This is a genomic window from Stutzerimonas stutzeri, from assembly GCF_013522825.1.
GTDB classification, from domain to species: Bacteria; Pseudomonadota; Gammaproteobacteria; order Pseudomonadales; family Pseudomonadaceae; genus Stutzerimonas; species Stutzerimonas stutzeri_AK.
The window spans coordinates 47,468-64,752 of record NZ_JAAMQZ010000009.1; the positions used below are offsets into that span (position 1 = coordinate 47,468).

Annotated in this window: 18 protein-coding genes; 10 read left to right on the plus strand and 8 right to left on the minus strand. The window is 63.6% G+C overall.

Features of this window, described 5'->3' with window-relative positions:
• Positions 1–20: 20 nt before the first annotated feature.
• The 6 genes from G7020_RS07850 to G7020_RS07875 form a co-directional block, all read right to left on the minus strand.
• Positions 21–1,160, minus strand: coding sequence for a Fic family protein (locus tag G7020_RS07850; protein WP_181083451.1), 1,140 nt, complete (start codon positions 1,158–1,160; stop codon positions 21–23).
• Positions 1,161–1,363: 203 nt separating this feature from the next.
• On the minus strand, positions 1,364–1,612 hold the full coding sequence (locus G7020_RS07855) for a HigA family addiction module antitoxin (RefSeq protein ID WP_181083453.1): 249 nt from the start codon (positions 1,610–1,612) through the stop codon (positions 1,364–1,366).
• A gap of 534 nt (positions 1,613–2,146) precedes the next feature.
• Positions 2,147–3,493, minus strand: coding sequence for a spinster family MFS transporter (locus tag G7020_RS07860; RefSeq protein ID WP_181083455.1), 1,347 nt, complete (start codon positions 3,491–3,493; stop codon positions 2,147–2,149).
• A 123-nt stretch (positions 3,494–3,616) separates the two neighbouring features.
• Positions 3,617–4,399: a hydroxypyruvate isomerase family protein gene (locus G7020_RS07865; RefSeq protein ID WP_181083457.1), complete on the minus strand. Its 783-nt coding sequence runs from the start codon at positions 4,397–4,399 to the stop codon at positions 3,617–3,619.
• Complete coding sequence (locus G7020_RS07870; protein ID WP_181083459.1) at positions 4,396–5,283, minus strand: NAD(P)-dependent oxidoreductase; 888 nt, start codon at positions 5,281–5,283, stop codon at positions 4,396–4,398. Before G7020_RS07870 ends, G7020_RS07865 begins: the two co-directional genes overlap by 4 nt.
• A gap of 80 nt (positions 5,284–5,363) precedes the next feature.
• On the minus strand, positions 5,364–6,383 hold the full coding sequence (locus tag G7020_RS07875; protein WP_181083461.1) for a CNNM domain-containing protein: 1,020 nt from the start codon (positions 6,381–6,383) through the stop codon (positions 5,364–5,366).
• Between the two features lie 199 nt (positions 6,384–6,582).
• Between G7020_RS07875 and G7020_RS07880 the strand changes: the two genes are divergently transcribed.
• The 4 genes from G7020_RS07880 to phnE are packed head-to-tail and all read left to right on the plus strand — an operon-like array spanning position 6,583 to position 9,825.
• The gene (locus G7020_RS07880) at positions 6,583–7,434 is read left to right on the plus strand and encodes a putative selenate ABC transporter substrate-binding protein (protein ID WP_181083463.1); all 852 of its coding nucleotides are present in this window, start codon (positions 6,583–6,585) and stop codon (positions 7,432–7,434) included.
• A complete protein-coding gene (locus G7020_RS07885) occupies positions 7,431–8,234 on the plus strand; it encodes an ATP-binding cassette domain-containing protein (RefSeq protein WP_181083465.1) in 804 nt (267 codons plus the stop codon). The genes G7020_RS07880 and G7020_RS07885 overlap by 4 nt, the downstream gene beginning before the upstream one ends.
• Complete coding sequence (locus G7020_RS07890) at positions 8,228–9,061, plus strand: PhnE/PtxC family ABC transporter permease (protein ID WP_181083467.1); 834 nt, start codon at positions 8,228–8,230, stop codon at positions 9,059–9,061. The genes G7020_RS07885 and G7020_RS07890 overlap by 7 nt, the downstream gene beginning before the upstream one ends.
• Entirely contained in the window at positions 9,058–9,825 is a 768-nt protein-coding gene (phnE, locus tag G7020_RS07895) for a phosphonate ABC transporter, permease protein PhnE (protein ID WP_181083469.1), read from the plus strand. Before G7020_RS07890 ends, phnE begins: the two co-directional genes overlap by 4 nt.
• Before the next feature lie 151 nt (positions 9,826–9,976).
• On the opposite strand, the gene G7020_RS07900 is transcribed toward phnE, so the two are convergent.
• Both G7020_RS07900 and G7020_RS07905 read right to left on the minus strand, forming a co-directional pair.
• Positions 9,977–10,321: a DUF5064 family protein gene (locus tag G7020_RS07900; RefSeq protein ID WP_181083472.1), complete on the minus strand. Its 345-nt coding sequence runs from the start codon at positions 10,319–10,321 to the stop codon at positions 9,977–9,979.
• A 72-nt stretch (positions 10,322–10,393) separates the two neighbouring features.
• Positions 10,394–10,711, minus strand: coding sequence for a DUF2288 domain-containing protein (locus G7020_RS07905; protein ID WP_181083474.1), 318 nt, complete (start codon positions 10,709–10,711; stop codon positions 10,394–10,396).
• Between the two features lie 198 nt (positions 10,712–10,909).
• On the opposite strand from G7020_RS07905, the gene G7020_RS07910 reads away from it, so the two are divergent.
• The 6 genes from G7020_RS07910 to G7020_RS07935 all read left to right on the plus strand — a co-directional run bounded on the left by G7020_RS07910 (position 10,910) and on the right by G7020_RS07935 (position 17,280).
• The gene (locus G7020_RS07910) at positions 10,910–12,028 is read left to right on the plus strand and encodes a branched-chain amino acid ABC transporter substrate-binding protein (RefSeq protein WP_181083476.1); all 1,119 of its coding nucleotides are present in this window, start codon (positions 10,910–10,912) and stop codon (positions 12,026–12,028) included.
• Between the two features lie 264 nt (positions 12,029–12,292).
• Entirely contained in the window at positions 12,293–13,216 is a 924-nt protein-coding gene (gene livH / locus G7020_RS07915) for a high-affinity branched-chain amino acid ABC transporter permease LivH (protein WP_181083478.1), read from the plus strand.
• On the plus strand, positions 13,213–14,469 hold the full coding sequence (locus tag G7020_RS07920; RefSeq protein WP_181083480.1) for a high-affinity branched-chain amino acid ABC transporter permease LivM: 1,257 nt from the start codon (positions 13,213–13,215) through the stop codon (positions 14,467–14,469). The genes livH and G7020_RS07920 overlap by 4 nt, the downstream gene beginning before the upstream one ends.
• Positions 14,466–15,233 (plus strand): high-affinity branched-chain amino acid ABC transporter ATP-binding protein LivG, encoded by a 768-nt coding sequence (gene livG / locus G7020_RS07925; RefSeq protein WP_181083482.1) that lies wholly within the window; start codon positions 14,466–14,468, stop codon positions 15,231–15,233. The genes G7020_RS07920 and livG overlap by 4 nt, the downstream gene beginning before the upstream one ends.
• A 2-nt stretch (positions 15,234–15,235) precedes the next feature.
• On the plus strand, positions 15,236–15,937 hold the full coding sequence (locus G7020_RS07930) for an ABC transporter ATP-binding protein (protein ID WP_181083484.1): 702 nt from the start codon (positions 15,236–15,238) through the stop codon (positions 15,935–15,937).
• Between the two features lie 8 nt (positions 15,938–15,945).
• On the plus strand, positions 15,946–17,280 hold the full coding sequence (locus G7020_RS07935; RefSeq protein ID WP_181083486.1) for an 8-oxoguanine deaminase: 1,335 nt from the start codon (positions 15,946–15,948) through the stop codon (positions 17,278–17,280).
• Positions 17,281–17,285: the final 5 nt, after the last annotated feature.

Below are 17,285 nucleotides of genomic sequence, written 5' to 3' on the forward strand. Positions count from 1 at the left end.
CAGGAGCTTACGAGTGGCTCTCAGATGGCAGTGTTGCCTGGGCTATTAACTTGATAGCGGGTACTACGCCCGCCGCCTGGCAGACGCACGATGCAGCCTTTTTCAAGAAGATCGCCCAGATGGCGGGTAGCAGTAGCTTTGGAAACCTTGGCCACGGCCTGGTACTGGGCGGCGCTGATGCCGTTTTCGAAGCCGCGCTCGCCGCCATCGAGCAGGCGGTTGAGCACTTTGATTTGCTCGGCTGACAGGGCGTGACCACGGTGCGCCTGCCAGAAGCGCGCCTTGGCCAGCACACGGTCGATGCGGGTAAGGGCCTGCTCCAAGCTCTTGAGCAGTGTGCCGAGAAACCACTGCAGCCAGACGGTGATATCCAGCGTGCCTTTCTGGCTGGCTTCGAGGATGCGGTAATAGCCGGCGCGGTCGTCTAGGATACTCGCCGACATGGCGTAGAAGCGGATGGCCTGCTGGTCGCTTTGCGCCAGGGCCATATCGGTGATGGCTCGTGTAAGCCGGCCATTGCCGTCATCGAACGGATGGAGGGTGACGAACCAGAAGTGAGCAACGCCAGCTCGCAGCAACGGATCGAGGTCTGCATCGTTGCGGCTGTTCTCGAACCAAGCGAGGAAGTCCGTCAGTTGCTGATCCAGCCCGTCGCGTGGCGGTGCTTCGAAGTGAACAGTCGGCTGATCGATCCGGCCAGACACGACCTGCATCGGTTCCTCACCACGCAGCTCGCCAATGCGCAGAGGTCGAGCCGATAGACTCTCATCGACTGGAAACAGCCAGCAATGCCAGTTGAGCAAGCGCGGCAAATCTAGAGATGACTGGCATTCTTGGGTGGCATCGATCAGTAGCTCTGCCAGCCCTTCCGAACGCGGTGTCGTGCGACCAGCTTCGTTCAAACCCAGGCGCCTGGCCAGTGAGGAACGCACCGAACCGACATTCAGTTGCTCGTCTTCGATGGCTGACGACGTAACGATGTTCTGCAGCATGGCATCCAAGCTGCTCTGCACTTGTGTGTCACTTCCCACGGCGCCAAGCATGCCCAGCAAGCGCCCTTGTGCATGAGCGCAGGCACGCAGCTGCGGAGCAAGCGCGTCGGTTTGCCAAGTGAAGTTCGGCCAGTCGATCTGCTGCCAGATCCAGCAAGGGTCATTCATGTGGCTGCTCGTCTGTGAGCCGATTAGCGGGCTTATTCGGCTCATTTGATGAGCTGATAATGCCGACTATTCGGCTCACTGTCCAATTCTGGCTTGAGAGGTGCCCTTGCTGCTCTGGTTGTACCAGGTGCCGCGGCGCCGCCATCTGGTACAGCCGGAATCTTTCCCCATAGATGTGATGCCTTTGCAGAAAGGAACTGGCTCTAGTGTTGCGACCGCCACAAGTCGTAAGCGGCTTGTTCTGCCAGCCAGGTTCTGGCGCTGCCCAGTCCGGCCAGCTCCAGGCATTGAGCCAGATCGGTGTTAATTGGGGCGCAGCAGTTCAGCACGACTTCAAGCCGCTCGACGGGATATTCCAGGTGTTCAGCCAGCTCCGCCTTCGTCATACCCAAGGTCGGCAGCACGTCTTCACGTAACGCTTCGCCAGGGTGAGGTGGGTTGTGCATTGGCATAATGCGAACTCCTCTTGCGGCTAGGATATTGGCGCGGCTGGTTTAGCCACGCGGTGTAGCGGATTCTTCTGGGGCTCTAAAAAGCCGAAATGATAGGATCTTGGTATCCACGGTGCCGAGTGGCTGTTGGCAGTGTACGCAACCAGCGGTGGTTCGACTCGTAGAGGCGGCTTCTGGGGTTTGAAAGGAGCCGCCCCATGCGCGGAAGTGCACCCTTGCAGCGAGCGAAGAGGACGGTGTGAAAATGAGCCTCCGCTACTTCTCTCAGCTTGTGGGCGCTGAACGGCCAACGACCGGCACCGCCGAGATAGTCCCCCGCTTGGCCTCCCCAAGCTCGCCAATAAGCAAGCCAAAGGGGAACGCGGTGCAGAAAGCGAGCATATCGCCCGAAAAAACAGTATTCCTCGCGGAGAATGAACGCATTAAGGCCCTTAGCATCAGCAACGAAGAGAAGAGTCCTCAAGCACTCTTCCCGGCCCTAAACCCTGGCCAATCAGCCTGAGCCTAACCGGTCACAAATTCCATGATGCATCCTCAGCTCGGCACCGCCTCGGCCTGCTCGGCACTCGCGCCCATGCCGGCGGTCATCCGTTTGGCATCCTGGCAAAAACTCCGCGAAGCGCAGAACAGAAACACCATGGTCAGCAGCAGGGTTGCGGGGATCAGGTACATGGCATCGTGCAGACCGACCGCGCGGAACGCCTCGCTCATTTCGCTGGCGCCCGCCGCAAGCATCGCCGCGTGGGCGAAATGGTCAGAGAGCAGTCCCACCACCACAGTGCCCATGCCGCCGCCCAGCAGATACAGACCAGCGAAGAACAGCGCCATGGCGGTGGCGCGCAGGCGCGGCTCGACCACGTCCTGGATAGCGGTATAGACGCAGGTGTAGAAGTTGTAGGCGAACAACCAGCCGATGCTGAACACCGCGACGAACAGGCCAACGGCAATCTGCCCGGCGAACAGTGCGTAGCCGGTACACAGGCTGGCCACCAGCATGCTCGCGGTGGCGAACAGCAGGCGGCCACGCTCGAAGCGCGCATGGATGCGGTCGGCGACCCAGCCACCGAGGGTCAGACCGAACAGCCCGGTCACACCGACGATCACCCCGGTCGCCACCGAGGCTTCCACCAGCGGCACGGCGAAGTAGCGCATCAACATCGGCACCATGAAGGCGTTGCAAGCATAAGTAGCGAAGTTGAATGCCAGGCCGGCCATCACCAGCCACCAGAACGTGCGTATCGCCAGCACCTTGCGTATCGGACGCTCGATGCGCGCCTGGGAAATCTTCACCGCTTCCGCCGCGCCGCGCTGCGGTTCCTTGATCAGGAAAATGAACACCGCCAGGATCAACCCCGGCACTGCCGCGATAAAGAAAGGCGCACGCCAGCTATCGAAGACCTGAACCATCCAGCCGATACTGAAAAAGGCCAGCAGCAGGCCGAACGGCAAACCGAGCATGAAAATGCCCATGGCGCGGGCGCGCTTGTGCGCCGGGAACAGATCACCGATCAGCGAGTTGGCGGCAGGGGCGTAGCTGGCCTCGCCAATGCCGACGCCCATGCGCACCAGCAGAAAGCTCCAGAAATTCCACGCCAGACCGTTGACCGCCGTCAGCCCGCTCCAGGCCGTCAGGCCCCAGCCCATGATCTTGCGCCGCGAGCCGTTATCAGCCATGCGCCCCAGCGGCAAGCCGGCGATGGCGTAAACAATGGTGAAGGCGGTGCCGATAAGCCCCAACTGGAAGTCGTTGAGGTTCCATTCCAGGCGAATCGGCTCGTTGATGATCGCAGGGATGGTGCGATCGAAGAAATTGAACAGGTTCGCCAGGAACAGCAGGAACAACACGCGCCAGGCATTGGCGGCTTGGGTGGATTGCTGCATGACGTCGCTCTCGATTTATTGTTATCGGTCGGTGTCCGAGCATGACTCTAAAGCGCGGTCAGCCGCCTGTCTGTGACCATCAGCCCCACTTATGCCGCGCAATGGGTCTTTCCAACAGGCCTGTTATTCCTGCCGCCATTGCGCCAGCCAACCCAGACTTGCCGCCGTCCCCTGCTCGCCGGGGCGGTATTCGGCAGCCAGCCAGCCGTCGTAGCCGACCGTCTGCAGCGCTTCGAGCAGAGGCGCGAATGCCACCTGGCCGGAACCAGGCGCGCCACGCCCGGGGCAGTCGGCAAACTGCACATGGCCAATGCGCTGGCCCAGCAGTCGAATGCCAGCAGCAATATCCAGTTCCTGCCGCGCCATATGATAAAGATCCAGCTGAGCCCGGCAGTTGGGGTGATCGACCCGCTCCAGCAGTTCCAGCAGATGCTCAGGGGTGTTGATCAGAAAGCCCGGCATGTCCAGCGGATTGATCGCCTCGCAGAGCACGCCGATGCCCAGCGGCGCAAAGGCTTCGGCGCTCTTGCGCAGGTTGTCGGCCAAGGTCGTCAGCGCCTGCTCGCGGCTGACGCCCTCGGCCAGCCGGCCCGGCAACACGTTCACGCACAGGGGCCGGGTCATGGCCGCATAGGTCAGGGCTTCCTGCAGGGCCGCGTCGAATGCCTCCTGACATGCCGGAACCGCCGCCAGCCCGGCGCCGCCCTGCAACAGGTCGCCCGCCGGCAGGTTGATCAGCACCAGCGGCGCGTCGGCGCGTTCGAGCGACTCCTTCAGGCGGATGGCCGGCAATTCGTAGGGAAACTGGACCTCCACGCCATCGAAGCCGGCTACCTTCGCGGCCAGCACACGCTCGGCCAGCGGCAGTTCGCCAAACAACATGGACAGATTTGCAGCGATCTTCATACGTCATGCTCCCGGTACATCCGCACCAGCGTGGCCGGGTCGCGGCCAAGATGGCCCTGGCTGCCATGCAGGCGCATCAGCTGTGCCGCCAGGCCGGTCATGGGTGTGGCGCTGCCTTCTTCGCGAGACAGCTGCACGGCGGTGTCCAGATCCTTGAGCAGGGTACGCACGTGCCACTTGATCGGTTCGAACTCGCTGCTGGCCATCTGCGGCGCGAGAATCTGCAGCGGCTTCGAATCGGCAAAGCCACCGGCCAGCGCCGGCGCGATCAGGCTGGCATCGACACCCGAACGCTCGGCCAGCGCCACCACTTCGGCAATCACCAGCGCGTTGCAGGCGACGATCATCTGGTTGCAGGCCTTGGTCACCTGGCCGGCGCCGATCTCGCCCATGCGGGTCAGACGCTGGCCCAGGTTCATCAGCACGGGCTGTACTCGCTCGATATCCTCGGTACGCCCACCGGCCATGATCGCCAGGCTGCCCGCCTCGGCCCCTGCTGTGCCACCTGAAACCGGCGCATCGACCCAACGCATGCCGCCACGCGTTTCCAGCTCAGCAGCCATCGCACGGGTGGCGGCAGGCTCCAGGCTGGAGTGATCGACCAGCAATTGCCCCGCTCGGGCGCCTTCAACGATGCCGCCCGGGCCGAACACCACCTCGCGCACCACGGCGGTATCGGCCAGGCACAGCAGCACGATATCGGCTGCAGCGCAGAGTTCGGCGGGGCTGTTCGCCTGCCGCGCGCCCGCCTCGACGAGGGGCGCGCATTTGTCCGGCGAGCGGTTCCAGACCGTCAATGGATAACCGGCGGCCAGCAGCCGGCGGCACATGCGCAGGCCCATCAGGCCGATACCGGCGAAGGCAATGGAAGGCAGATCGGACATGACGCAACTCCTCGAAGGCTGGGGATGAGGATTCTAGCGCCGCGCAGGCGCAGACCGCCAAGTCGTCGCCCGTAAAGTCCTCAGCGAGTCGCCTTGATCCGGTGTTCCCAGCGGCGCTTGGCGAAACGGCGCATGTTGGGAATGTCGTCGGTTTCGTCGAGTATCGGTTTGCCGATGATGGTTTCAATGATGTCTTCAAGGGTCACCAATCCCTGCCAACCGCCGAACTCGTCGTACACGAGGCACATATGCTGACGCTCCTGCATGAGTTGAGTCATCAACTGCTCGACATTGGCCGTTTCGTGAACGACCTTGAGCGGTTTGACAAGGCTGGAAACCGGCAGACTGTCGTCTTCCACTGCCAGCGCGTCGTAGCGGAAGATCACGCCCAGGGGCGTCTCGCCCTCGCCAATGACCGGGTAGCGCGAAAACTGACTGTGGCGAATCTTCTGCTTCACAGCGGCAACCGTCTCATCCGGCGATACGAACTCGCAGACGGTTCTCGGGGTCATGACTGCTCGCACCTTGATCTCGTGCAGATCGAGGATATTGCTGATGACGCGCTGCTCATCCTCGTCCAGCTCACCGACTTCGCGACCGAGAACAGTCAGCGCCTTGATTTCCTCACGCACGTCATGGGTGGGGGCCTTCCCGGCAAACATCCGCATGATCTGGTCGGACAACAGGATGAAAGGCTTAAGCAGCAGGATCATCGCGCCAAGCAACGAGGGCAGATAGGGCGCAAGTTGCCGCCAGTAACGGGCACCGATCGACTTCGGCAGGATTTCCGACAGGACCAGGATCAGAATGGTCATGGCCGCCGATGCAAGCCCCAGGTAACCATCACCGAACACCACCGTGACCTGCGCGCCGACGCCTGTCGCGCCCACGGTATGCGCAACGGTATTGAGCGTAAGGATCGCCGCCAGCGGCTGATCGACCTGATCTTTCAGGTTTTTCAGGCGCCCGTAGAGCCTGGGCTTTTCGACCTTTTGGCTGGCAATGAAGCTGGGAGTGATGGAAAGCAGCGCAGCCTCGAGGATGGAACAGAGAAAGGATACGCAAATGGACAGGACAGCAAACGCTATCAGAAGGGTCATGGTGTCGGTAGGTTGCCAAAGAAGACTCATGGTAGATGCGACAGCAAAAAACAATCCATCGACTTGCATTCCTGAGTGCAACATTTGATTTCATGTGCCTACCGAGCGTCCCGCATGCTCCGTGCAGCCTGTTGCCCCCAGACACCCATGTAGCCCTATAATCGCCGCGCTTTTTCCGCTATTTAACCGGAGAACCACAATGATAAAGCGCACCCTGGCAGCCGTTGCCGGCCTTGCTGTTTCCCTTTCCTTTGCCACCGCTCATGCCGCCGAGACCCTCCGCGTGTCGGCCATTCCCGACGAAGCCCCGACCGAACTGATCCGCAAGTTCGAGCCGCTGGGCAAATATCTGGAGAAAGAACTGGGCATGCCGGTGAAATTCACGCCGGTTTCCGACTACGCCGCCGTGGTCGAGTCCCTCGCCTCCGATCGTCTCGACCTGGCCTGGCTGGGTGGTTTCACCTTCGTCCAGACCCGCCTGAAGACCGGCGATGCCATCCCGCTGGTGCAGCGCGAGCAGGATGAGCAGTTCACCAGCAAGTTCATCACCGCCAACCCCGACGTGCAGTCGCTGCAGGACCTGAAAGGCAAGACCTTCGCCTTCGGCTCCGTCTCCTCCACGTCCGGCAGCCTGATGCCGCGCTATTTCATGCTCAAGGACGGCATCGACCCCGAGCAGTTCTTCAAGCGCATCGCCTATTCCGGCGCGCATGACGCCACCGCGGCCTGGGTCGAGGCCGGCAAGGCCGATGCGGGTGTGCTCAATGCCTCCGTCTGGGACAAGCTGGTCGAGGCCGGCAAGGTCGATACAGACAAGGTGCGGGTGATTTCCACCACCCCGCCCTACTACGATTACAACTGGACCGTGCGCGGCAGCCTTGACCCGGCACTGAGCGACAAGATCAAGGCAGCCTTCCTTGCCCTCGATCCTGCCAACCCCGAGCACAAGGCGATCCTCGACCTGCAGGCCGCCAGCCGTTTCATCGAGACCCGCCCGGAGAACTACGAAGGCATCGAAGAAGCAGCCCGCGCCGCCGGCCTGCTGAAGTGACGCTACGCCTGTCCGGCGTGGGCTATGCCCACGCCAACGGCCAGGCAGCGCTGCAGGGCATCGACCTTCAGGTCGACAGAGGCGAGCGCGTCGCCATCATCGGCCCTTCCGGGGCCGGCAAGACGACGCTGCTGCGCCTGCTGGCGACCCATCTGCAGCCGCACGCCGGACAGTTCACGCTACTCGATTGCGAGCCCTGGTCGCTGTCTGTCAGCGCCCGACAAAACGTGCGTACTCGTATCGGCCTGATCCACCAGGCGCCGCCCCTGCCGCCCCGGCAACGGGTCATCACCTCGGTGCTGGCCGGGCGGCTTGGCCAATGGTCGCTGGGCCGCAGCCTGCTCAGCCTGCTCTATCCGCTGGACCGACAGGGCGCTGCCGAGGCGCTGAGCCGGCTGGACCTGGCCGACAAGCTCTACCAGCGCTGCGACCAGCTCTCCGGTGGCCAGCTGCAGCGTGTGGGCATCGCGCGGGTGCTGTACCAGGCGCCCGAACTGATGCTCGCCGACGAGCCGGTCTCGGCCATGGACCCGGTCCTGGCCAGCTGGTCGCTGAACATCCTCAACCGCGAAGCCGCCCGCCGCCAGGCCACGCTGCTCGCCAGCCTGCACGCGGTGGAGCTGGCACTGGAACACTTCCCGCGCGTGATCGGCGTACGGAGCGGACGCATCCTGTTCGACAAGCCATCCACGGAAGTCAGCCAGGCCGAACTCGATGCGCTCTATGCCAACGAGCAACTGACCGGCACCGTTGCCGTCGAGACCCAGCTGCAGCAGACCCTGCTCATTCCACGATGCTGAATCCCGCCCTCGCCCCGCGCGACCCCGCCGCCACCTCGCGCCTGCTGCTGACCGTACTGGCACTGGCACTGCTGTGGCCGGGACTGTCGCTGAGCGAGCTGGATATCGGCGTGCTCTTCGATGGCAGCAACGCCAACACCATGGGCGCCTTCCTCTCGGCCTTCTGGCCGCCCGAGCATGGTCGCGATTTTCTCACCCTGCTCTGGCAGGCGACGCTGGAAACCCTGGCCATCGCCACCGCCGGCATGGCCCTGGCGCTGGCCGTCGCGCTGCCCTGCGCGCTGCTCGCCACCCGCGCCCTGTCGATTTCCGCGCTCAGCCGAGGGGGGCGTCCACAACGTTGGGCGCAGGCGCTGCGCTGGCCGGTGCGTGGCCTGCTGATCATCCTGCGCAGCGTGCCGGAAATCGTCTGGGCGCTGCTGTTCGTCCGCGCCGTCGGCCTCGGCCCTACCGCCGGGGTGCTGGCCATCGCCATCACCTACGCCGGCATGCTCGGCAAGGTCTATGCGGAAATCTTCGAGTCGGTCGATCCGCTGCCGACCCGCGCACTGCTCGGCGCCGGCAGCACACGCCTGCAGGCTTTCGCCTACGCCGTGCTGCCGCAGGCCTCGGGCGAGATGCTGTCGTACACGGTCTACCGCTGGGAATGCGCGATCCGCGCCTCGGTGGTGATGGGCTTCGTCGGCGCCGGCGGCCTCGGCCAGCAGATGGACCTGTCGATGCGCATGTTCGCCGGCGGCGAGGTGGCGAGCATGCTGCTGACCTTCCTGCTGCTGGTATTGCTGGCCGATCTGCTCAGCCAGTTGCTGCGGCGGAGGTTCGTGTGAAATCGCTGTCGCGCTACGCCCTGCCGCTATTGCTGATCGCCGCCGTGATCGGTTCCTTCGCCTGGCTGCAGCTCGAAGCCAGCGCCCTGATCAGCCGGGACGGGCTGGGCCAGATGGCCAGCTATGCCTCGGGCTTCCTCAGCCCGGACCTGTCGACCGGTCATCTGCGAGCCATCGGCTATGGCACCCTGGAAACCCTGGCGATGTCGGCCATCGGCACGCTATTGGCGGCGCTGCTCGGCCTGCTGCTGGCGTTGCCCGCCGCCGGTCGTTTCGGCCTGGTCGCCAAGGGCGGCGCGCGGTTGCTGCTCAATGCCCTGCGCGCCATCCCGGAGCTGGTCTGGGCCGCGCTGATGGTGCTGGCCGCCGGGCTGGGGCCGAATGCCGGCACCCTGGCGCTGGCGCTGCACACCGCCGGCGTCCTGGGCAGGCTGTTCGCCGAAGCCCTGGAAAACACCCCCGGAGCGCCCGCCGAGGCCTTGCGGCTGGCCGGCAGCGGGCGCATCGCCGCGTTCTGCTACGGCACCCTGCCCATGCTCTGGCCGCAGCTGGTGGCCTATACGCTGTACCGCTGGGAAAACAATATCCGCATGGCCAGCGTGCTCGGCTTCGTCGGTGCGGGCGGTCTGGGGCAGATGCTCTACATGAGCCTGAGCCTGTTCCAGGAAGCCCAGGCCTCGACGGTGATCCTTGCCATGCTGCTGATGGTGCTGGCGGTCGATGCGCTCAGTGGATGGGCGCGCCAGCGCTGGGTGCGCGGCTGACAGGCCGTTGAAAGCTAGCTGCGTTGGCAATACTTCGTTAAAAACAGGCTCGAAATGCTCATTTAGGCCACTAAACTCCGCTTCCTCGCCTGTTTTTGCCTCGTCTTGCCTGCCTCGCCTACGCTTTCAAAATTGTCAGTATCGGCAGAACTCACCAGGGCAGCGGCTCGCCCGACAGCAGGCTCAGCTTGCTGCGGATATCGGCGAACATCGCATCGTAGTCGCTGCGCCCATGCAGCACCGGCCCGCCCGGCAGGCACAGACCGTGGCGCACGGCTACCCGCGCAATGGTGCTGAAAACATTGTAGGCGACGTCGCGGTGCAGCTCGAATGCCTCGGCGAAGGGCTTGCCATCCACCTCACCACGCATGCTGACCTGCAGCACCTGCCCCCTGTTCGGATCATTGTGCACGCTGTATTCGATATCGCAGGCAAAATGCTGCCGAGAGCAGCCGTCGGGAAAGTAGACACGAGAAAGACGACCAGGCTTGAACATGCGACCCCTTGTTTTGTGCTCCGGGAAAACGCGTATTTCATCATGCCACTTCGACATCATTCGTGATTTGAATCAGTTCAGACCAGGCTTCGTCGCTCTCTCCTGAACCAGCACCCAGGGAGCAACCACCACGGCCCACAGCGATGGGTCACGCGCCAGCCAATCCTGGGCCTGCTCCGTTTCGAGCCGCCCCAGGCACCCTTCGCTCAGCCATGCCGCAACCTTTTCCCGATCATCCTCGGCAACCGCCTGGGCCGCCGCGATCAGGTCGAAATCGCTGGCGACCCGCAGCAACGCGCCACGCGCGAAGAAGGGTTGCAGCTCCTCCCAGGTGATGGAGGCGGTTTCAGCCAGCAATTTGGCATAAAGGATGCTTGATTCTTCGCTCATGGGACTCGCTCAATAAAGGGGCGGCGCCATGATAGCGTCCGGGTGAGCGCCATCAAGCCATGACGTTCCTGACTGTGCAAACGAGTGCTGACGCTTCTACACTGTGCCGGTACAGTTGCCGTGCGTTCAGGGACGCTTGCGCCCAGGCGACACCGCAACCCACAGGGTTCAAACAATAATTATGAAAGTGGAGCGCATATGAAGACCAAGCAGCCTCTTTGCAAACTGTTCCTGGCCATCGCCTTGACGGGCGCGACGAGCTATACCCTGGCCGCCGACACCATAAAGATTGCGCTGGCCGGCCCGGTCACCGGAGCGGTCGCCCAGTACGGGGACATGCAGTTCATGGGCGCCCAGATGGCCATCGAGCAGATCAACAAGAAGGGCGGCGTCAACGGCCAGCAGCTGCAAAGCGTGGTCTACGACGATGCCTGCGACCCCAAGCAGGCGGTCGCGGTGGCCAACAAGATCGTCAATGACGGGGTCAACTTCGTGGTCGGGCATCTGTGCTCCAGTTCCACCCAGCCGGCATCCGACATCTACGAAGATGAAGGCATCCTGATGATTACCGCCGCGTCCACCAGCCCGGACATCACCGCACGCGGCTACGAGCTGATCTTCCGCACCATCGGCCTGGACAGCCTGCAAGGCCCGACCGCAGGCAATTTCATCGCCGACAAGATCAAGCCGAGCAACGTCGCGGTCATCCATGACAAGCAGCAGTACGGCGAAGGCATCGCCACCTCGGTCAAGCAGATCCTGGAAAGCAAGAACGTCAAGGTTGGCCTGTTCGAAGGCATCAACGCCGGCGACAAGGACTTTTCCTCGCTGATCGCCAAACTCAGGCGTGAAGGCGTCGATTTCGTCTATTACGGCGGCTACCACCCGGAAATGGGCCTGCTGCTGCGCCAGTCCAGGGAAAAGGGTCTGAATGTGCGCTTCATGGGGCCTGAAGGCGTCGGCAACTCGGAAATCTCCGCCATCGCCGGCCCGTCTTCGGAAGGCATGCTGGTCACCCTGCCGAAATCCTTCGACCAGGACCCGCGCAACCAGGCGCTGGTCGAGGCCTTCAAGGCCAAGAAGCAGGACCCGAGCGGCCCCTTCGTGTTCCCCTCCTACGCCGCCGTACAGGTCATTGCCGAAGGCATCGAGAAAGCCGGCAGCACCGACACCGACAAGGTGGCCGCGGCTCTGCGCAGCAATACCTTCGATACGCCGACCGGCAACCTCACGTTCGATGAAAAGGGTGATCTGAAGGACTTCAACTTCGTGATCTACGAGTGGCACCAGGACGGCACCAAATCCGAAGCCCAATGAGCCGGTAACCACCCGACCGAAGCCCACCGCAGCCGCAGTGGGCTTCGTTTCAGCTGATCGGGGCGGCCCCGGCCACAAGCCATTCGGACCCCCCCAGCAACACCTTCAACCAAGCGAGTGGCCTGCACAGCCGGCCCGCCTCGAACCTGGCGCGTGCGTGATCCGCACCCCGCCCTTGGCACTGCATTCTCCATGCAGCGTGTTCGAAGCAGGCCTGCCCTGGCGGGGTCGAGCATTGGATGCCTGGTGTTCAGGAGAGACGTGATGCCTGAGCTTTACCACTACTTCCAACAGCTGATCAACGGCCTCACCGTTGGCAGCACCTACGCCCTGATCGCCATCGGCTACACGATGGTCTACGGGATCATCGGCATGATCAACTTCGCCCATGGCGAGGTATACATGATCGGCTCCTACGTGACCTTCATCGCCATCGTCGGGCTGTCGATGATGGGGCTCGATGCCCTGCCTCTGCTGATGATCGGCGCCTTCATCGCGAGCATGATCGTCACCAGCGCCTACGGCTACAGCATCGAACGGGTCGCCTACCGACCGCTGCGCGGCGGCAACCGGCTGATCCCGCTGATCTCCGCCATCGGCATGTCGATCTTCCTGCAGAACCTCGTCCTGCTGGCCCAGGACTCCAAGGACAAGGCCATCCCCAACCCCATGCCGGGTAACTTCGTGATCGGCGAGAGCCTGATGAACGGCGTGGTGATTTCCTACATGCAGGTGCTGATCTTCATCGTCACCATCGTCGCCATGATGGGCCTGACGCTGTTCATCTCGCGCTCGCGCCTGGGTCGCGCCTGCCGCGCCTGCGCCGAAGACCTGAAGATGGCCAACCTGCTGGGCATCAATACCAACAGCATCATCTCCCTGACGTTCGTCATCGGCGCCGCCCTGGCCGCCATTGCCGCCGTGCTGATCAGCATGCAGTACGGGGTGATCAACCCGCACATCGGCTTTCTCGCCGGCATCAAGGCCTTTACCGCTGCGGTGCTGGGCGGCATCGGCAGCATTCCCGGTGCCATGCTCGGTGGTCTGGTGCTGGGCGTGGCCGAGGCATTCGGCGCCGACATCTTCGGCGACCAGTACAAGGACGTGGTGGCCTTCACGCTGCTGATCCTGGTCCTGCTGTTCCGCCCAACCGGCATCCTCGGTCGCCCGGAGGTGGAAAAGGTATGACTCGCAATCTGCGTACAGCCTTCTTCAGCGCCCTGCTGGTCATCGCCGTCGCGGTTCCGGTATTCGGCCTGAAGCTCACCACGGTCGGTATCCGCATCGAGGTGCGGGGCGCCGACGCCGATACCTTCTGGATCATCGCCGCCTGCGCCGTGGCCATGTTCGTCTGGCAGTTGTTTCGCACCCACCTGGCAGCAGGCTGGGCGGCCAGCCCGAACCTGCCGACCGTGCCCGCCGGGGCCGGCAACTTCCTGACCCTGCCTTCGACCCAGCGCTGGATCATCATCGCCCTGGTGCTGGTGGCGCTGGTCTGGCCCTTCTACGCCTCGCGCGGGGCGGTGGACATCGCCACGCTGATCCTGATCTACGTGATGCTCGGCCTGGGCCTGAACATCGTCGTGGGGCTGGCCGGGCTGCTGGATCTGGGTTACGTCGGTTTCTACGCGGTCGGTGCCTACACCTACGCCCTGCTGTCGCACTACTACGGTTTCGGCTTCTGGCTCAGCCTGCCCATCGCCGGCGCCATGGCGGCGCTGTTCGGCTTCGTGCTGGGCTTTCCGGTGCTGCGCCTGCGCGGTGACTACCTGGCCATCGTGACCCTGGGCTTCGGCGAGATCATCCGCCTGCTGCTGCGCAACATGACCGAGTTCACCGGCGGCCCCAACGGCATCAGCGGCATCGACAAACCGACCCTGTTCGGCCTCTCCTTCGACCGCCGCGCCGCCGAAGGCATGCAGACCTTCCACGAGTTCTTCGGTGTCGCCTACAACTCCATCAACAAGGTGATCTTCCTCTACCTGATCGCCCTGCTGCTGGTGCTGCTGACGCTGTTCGTGATCAACCGCCTGCTGCGCATGCCCATTGGCCGCGCCTGGGAAGCGCTGCGCGAGGACGAAATCGCCTGCCGCGCACTGGGCATGAACCCCACGGTGATCAAACTCTCGGCCTTCACCATCGGCGCGACCTTCGCCGGTTTCGCCGGCAGCTTCTTCGCCGCGCGCCAGGGGCTGGTGTCGCCGGAGTCCTTCACCTTCATCGAATCGGCGATCATCCTCGCCATCGTCGTGCTGGGCGGCATGGGTTCGCAGTTGGGGGTGATTCTCGCCGCCATCGTGATGATCCTGCTGCCGGAGCTGATGCGTGAGTTCAGCGAATACCGCATGCTGATGTTCGGCGCCATGATGGTGCTGATGATGATCTGGCGTCCGCAGGGCCTACTGCCCATGCAGCGCCCACACATGGAGCTGAAGCAATGAGCCGCCCGATTCTTGAAGTACGCGGCCTGACCATGCGCTTCGGCGGCCTGCTGGCCGTCAACGGAGTGGGCCTGACCGTACAGGACAAACAGGTGGTCTCGATGATCGGCCCCAACGGCGCCGGCAAGACCACCGTATTCAACTGCCTGACCGGCTTCTACCAGCCGACCTCGGGGGAAATCCTGCTGGACGGCGAACCGATCCAGGGCTTGCCGGGACACAAGATCGCGCGCAAGGGCGTGGTCCGCACCTTTCAGAACGTGCGCCTGTTCAAGGACATGACCGTCGTGGAAAACCTGCTGGTGGCCCAGCATCGGCATCTCGACACCGGCCTTCTGTCCGGCCTGCTGAAGACCAGGGCCTTTCGCCGGAGCGAGCGCGAAGCGATGGAGTTTGCCGCGCACTGGCTCGAACAGGTCAACCTCACCGACGTGGCCAACCGCCCCGCCGGCACGCTCGCCTATGGCCAGCAGCGGCGCCTGGAAATTGCCCGCTGCATGATGACGCGCCCGCGCATCCTCATGCTCGATGAGCCGGCAGCCGGCCTCAATCCGAAGGAAACCGAAGACCTGAAAGCGCTGATCAGCCTGCTGCGCGACTCGCACAACGTCACGGTGCTGCTGATCGAACACGACATGAAACTGGTCATGAGCATCTCCGACCATATCGTCGTGATCAACCAGGGCTGCCCGCTGGCCGACGGCACACCGGAGCAGGTGCGCGACAATCCGGACGTGATCAAAGCCTATCTGGGAGAGGCGTAAGCATGCTGTATTTCGAAAACGTCTCGACCTGCTACGGCAAGATCCAGGCGCTGCACAGCGTCAATGTCGAAATCCGCAAGGGCGAAATCGTCACCCTGATCGGAGCCAACGGCGCCGGCAAATCCACCCTGCTGATGACGCTCTGTGGCTCGCCCCAGGCCTCCGGAGGCAGCATCCGCTTCGAGGGCGAAGAACTGGTGGGCCAGCAGACCTGCGACATCATGCGCAAGGACATCGCCGTGGTGCCCGAAGGCCGGCGCATCTTCGCCCGCCTGACCGTGGAGGAAAATCTCGCCATGGGCGGCTTCTTCACCGGCAAGGCGGATTTCCAGGAGCAACTGGACAAGGTGCTGCTGCTGTTCCCGCGCCTGAAGGAGCGTTATCAGCAGCGCGGCGGCACCATGTCCGGTGGCGAGCAACAGATGCTGGCCATCGCCCGCGCGCTGATGAGCAAGCCCCGCCTGCTGCTGCTCGATGAACCGTCGCTGGGTCTGGCGCCGATCATCATCCAGCAGATATTCGAGATCATCGAGCAACTGCGCGAAGACGGCGTGACCATCTTCCTGGTCGAACAGAACGCCAATCAGGCGCTGAAGCTGGCTGATCGCGGCTATGTGCTGGAAAACGGTCACATCGTCATGCAGGGCAGCGGCGAAGAACTGCTGAGCGACCCCAGGGTCCGCGACGCCTACCTGGGCGGCTAGGAGAAAGCATGCGGCTCTGGATCAGCAATCCACGCGCGCTTTTCACCGCCAACGATCACCAGGCGCCTGCGGGCCTGGTGATCGAAAACGGCGTGATCGTCGAGCTGCTGGGCGCCGGCGCCGTACCCGCCAGCCCGGTCGAGGAAACCTTCGATGCCCGCGACCATGTGGTGCTGCCGGGGCTGGTCAATGCGCACCATCATTTCCACCAGACTCTGACCCGCGCCTGGGGACCGGCGGTCAACAAGCCGGTGCTCGACTGGCTGCCGGCGCTGTATCCGCTCTGGTCCGGACTGACGCCACGGCAGCTCGCGCTGGCCAGCCGGGTGGCGCTGGCCGAACTGCTGCTCTCGGGCTGCACCACGACGGCGGACCAGCATTACCTGTTTCCCGCCGGGCTGGAGCAGGCCATCGATATCCAGGTCGAGGCGGTGCGCGAAATGGGCATGCGCGCCACTCTGAGTCGTGGCTCGATGAACGTCGCCGGGTCGCACAATAGCGCCTGCGTGCAGAGCGCCGAGGCGATCCTGGCTGACAGCCAGCGCCTGGCCGAGCGCTACCACGAGCGCGGCGAAGGTGCGCAGATCCAGATCGCCCTGGCCCCCTCCTCCCCCTTCGCGGTGACCCGCGAACTCATGCGCGCCAGTGCCGAACTGGCCCAGACTCACGACCTGCGCCTGCATACCCACCTGGGCGAAACGCCCGACGAGCAGCAAGCCTGCATCCGCCGCTTCGGCATGCGCAGCGTCGACTACCTGAAAAGCATCGGCTGGCTGGGACCGCAGACCTGGCTGGCCCACGGCATCCACTTCAACCAGATCGAGATCGACCGCCTCGGCGCGGCGGGCGTCGGCATCTGCCACTGCCCCAGCTCCAACATGCGCCTGGCCTCGGGCATCTGCCGGACGCTGCAACTGGAAGACGAGGGCGCGACCATCGGCCTGGGCGTCGATGGCGCGGCTTCGAACGACACCTCGAACATGCTGCTCGAAGCCCGCCAGGCGCTGTTGCTGCAGCGCCTGCGCTACGGCGCCGAGAAAATCACTCCGCACAAGGTACTCGGCTGGGCCACCCGAGGCTCGGCACGGCTGCTCGGACGCCGTGATATCGGCGAGATCGCGCCGGGCAAACAGGCCGACCTGGCGCTGTACCGGCTCGATGAGCTGCGCTTTTCCGGCAGCCACGACCCCATCGCCGCCCTGCTGCTGTGCGGCGCCGACAGGGCCGACCGGGTGATGATCGCGGGTCGCTGGAAGGTCATCGACGGCCAGATCGAAGGGCTCGACCTGGAACGGCTGAAAGCCGACCACCGTCAGGCCGCTATAGATCTGGCTGGCGGTTGAGCAGA